This is a genomic window from Drouetiella sp. (genome assembly GCF_059504425.1).
The window spans coordinates 1-2,921 of record NZ_JCACIN010000052.1; the positions used below are offsets into that span (position 1 = coordinate 1).

At 52.9% G+C, this 2,921-nt stretch carries 2 protein-coding genes; both read left to right on the top strand.

Annotation, left to right across the window (positions count from 1 at the left end; genetic code table 11):
* Positions 1-44 precede the first annotated feature (44 nt).
* Positions 45-2,315 (top strand): SF1B family DNA helicase RecD2, encoded by a 2,271-nt coding sequence (recD2, locus tag AC5JMP_RS12980; RefSeq protein ID WP_495851897.1) that lies wholly within the window; start codon positions 45-47, stop codon positions 2,313-2,315.
* Positions 2,312-2,893, top strand: coding sequence for a GIY-YIG nuclease family protein (locus AC5JMP_RS12985; RefSeq protein WP_495851898.1), 582 nt, complete (start codon positions 2,312-2,314; stop codon positions 2,891-2,893). The genes recD2 and AC5JMP_RS12985 overlap by 4 nt, the downstream gene beginning before the upstream one ends.
* Positions 2,894-2,921: the final 28 nt, after the last annotated feature.

The following is a 2,921-nucleotide window of genomic DNA, read 5'->3' on the forward strand; positions in this document are numbered from 1 at the left end:
TGGGAAACGGGTTCACACCGTTAATAGTGCTGTAAATTTGTACTATGCAACAGCAACCGGCGATGAACGCACAGCCCCCGATTGAACCGCTACAAGGAGTAGTAGAGCGCATCACCTACCACTCCGAGGAGTCAGGCTACACCATAGCGCGGCTCAAAGCCCCTCGCACCCGTGAACTCGTGACGATCGTCGGTAGCTTTGCCACGATTCAGGCAGGGCAAACTCTGCAGATGCAGGGAATCTGGCGAGAGCATCCCCAGTATGGTCAACAGTTTCAGGTAACGCAGTATCGGGAAACCAAGCCCGCCACGCTGACGGGCATTGAGAAATATCTGGGCAGTGGGTTGATCAAGGGGGTGGGTCCGGTCACCGCCAAACGAGTTGTGGCGCACTTTGGGCTGGAAACCCTCGACATCATCGAGCATCACATCGAGCGGTTGATCGAAGTTCCCGGTATTGCTAAAAAGCGGGTCAAACTCATCCAAATCGCGTGGCAAACCCAGAAGGCGATTAAAGAAGTGATGTTGTTCCTGCAAGGGCATGGCGTTTCGACGACTTATGCCGTCAAGATCTACAAGCAATATGGAGATGAATCGATTCAGACGGTGACCGCCAACCCCTATCGGCTGGCAACAGATGTCTATGGCATTGGGTTTGTCACTGCCGATGAGATCGCCCGTCACTTGGGCATTCATCCGACCTCTGAGTTCCGCTATCGTGCAGGTCTGCTGCATGTTCTAGGCGAAGCCTCAGAGGACGGACATTGCTTCTTGCCTCAGCCTGAACTGGTGACGCGAACGGTTGAGCGATTGGCTTTACCTGACCATCGAATTGAACCGGATGACTTGACTGCTTTAACCATTGATATGTCCGTTGATGCGGAATTAATCCTGCAAGGCGGCAGTGGTGATTTCCAAGGACAATTCCTCTGCTATGTCCCCTCGTTCTTCAACTCAGAGCAAGGGTTAGCCAATCGGGTCAAGCATTTGTTGAGCAAACCCACCCAAGTGGATGTGCCGCGAGTTGAGCAGTGGATCGATCGCTTTACGCAGAGAACTCATCTGCAACTCTCACCCCAACAGCGACAGGCGGTCGTGATGGCTGCAACTCATCGGGTGTTAATCCTCACGGGTGGACCTGGCACTGGTAAATCGTTTACCTGCCGCACGATCGTCTCGCTCTGGAAAGCGATGGGCAAGCCGATCGCTCTGGCTTCTCCAACGGGACGAGCGGCTCAACGGCTGAGTGAGATGACCGGACAAGAGGCAAAGACCATTCACCGTTTGCTAGAGTTTGACCCCAAACACATGAAGTTTAAGCGAGATCAGGACAATCCTATCCCTGCCGATGCTCTGGTGGTGGATGAGTCTTCAATGCTCGATCTATTTCTGGCCAACTCATTGTTTAAGGCAATCTCCCCAGATGCTCACCTGCTGTTGGTTGGAGACACAGACCAACTGCCCAGCGTCGGACCGGGAGCCGTGCTGCACGACTTGATTGCCTGTGGGCTAATTCCGGTGATTAGGCTGACTCAGGTGTTTCGGCAGGCACAAGAGTCTGCCATTATCACCAATGCCCACCGGATCAATCAAGGCAGTTTCCCTCAGCTGGAGCCTGTCTCCAACTGTCCAAAAACTGACTTTCTTTGGTTTAACGCAGCAGAACCGGAGCAAGGCGTTGCAGCCATTCGAGATATCGTGACACATCTGATTCCTAAGCTAGGCTTTGACGCGGCAAAGCAGGTTCAGATTCTTTGCCCCATGACGCGCGGCGAGGTGGGAACGCGACATCTCAACCAGGTGTTGCAGCAGTTGATTAATCCCCCTGATCCCAGCAAGGCAGAGATTGCCCGAGGGGGGATGACGTTACGAGTCGGCGATCGCATCCTGCAACAGAAGAATGATTACAACCGGGAAGTATTTAATGGTGACTTGGGGGTGATTACGGGCATTGATGTGGAAGAACAGGAAGTGGAGGCGGAATTTGGCGATCGCTTAGTGACCTATGATTATGCCGACTTGAATGAAATCACCCTGGCGTTTGCCACCACGATTCATAAGTCGCAGGGGAGTGAGTATCCGGTAGTAATTTTGCCAATCTTCATGCAGCATTACATGATGTTATCCCGTAATTTGATCTATACCGGAGTGACGCGTGCCCGTCAGTTGGTGGTGCTGGTGGGGTCACAGAAGGCGATCGGCTTGGCGGTGAACCAGGTGAAGGGTCAGCAACGATACACGTTGTTAGCCCATCGCTTGAGGACAGCTGCTTCCACACCCTTAGCGCCGGAACCCCTTACCCCACCGATTTTATGACTGAGCAACTGTCTTTATTCTCTGGCACTAATCCACCCGATCGCTCCCCGCTCCATCATCTTCAGCCGCTCAAGATAAGTGCAGAGTCGATCGAGCAATGGAAGCAGCGGGTCTATGCGTTTCAGCATCAGGTCAAGATGGGGACATCTACCCAGCAGGAATCTCTGTTTGAGTTACCCTCTGCGTCGACTCAACAGAACTCTGATAGCCTTGACCCGTTTGCCTTACGCCAGCAAAATGTTGAGTTTTGGCGATGGAAGTCTACTGATGCTGGGATTGCCGCTCTTTACTTTGTGATTGACTATGAGTTACCGCTGTTGCTGTACGTGGGGGAAACCGCAAAGTCCGGACAACGCTGGAAAGGAGGGCATACTTGTAAGCGCTACCTGGACAACTATGCCCAAGCGCATTATCAAGCGGGGCTATCCACGAAACTGGGCACGGCATTCTGGTTAGACGCTCCTGCCGCCAGTCGTCCCCGGAAACAGCTCGAGTCTTCTCTCATCTCCAAGTGGCGATCGCCCTTTAACAAAGAGAACTGGGAGCTATGGGGCACTCCATTTATGGGCAGAAAGTAGGACTTCTGGAATGGCTTGAGCTTTGAGC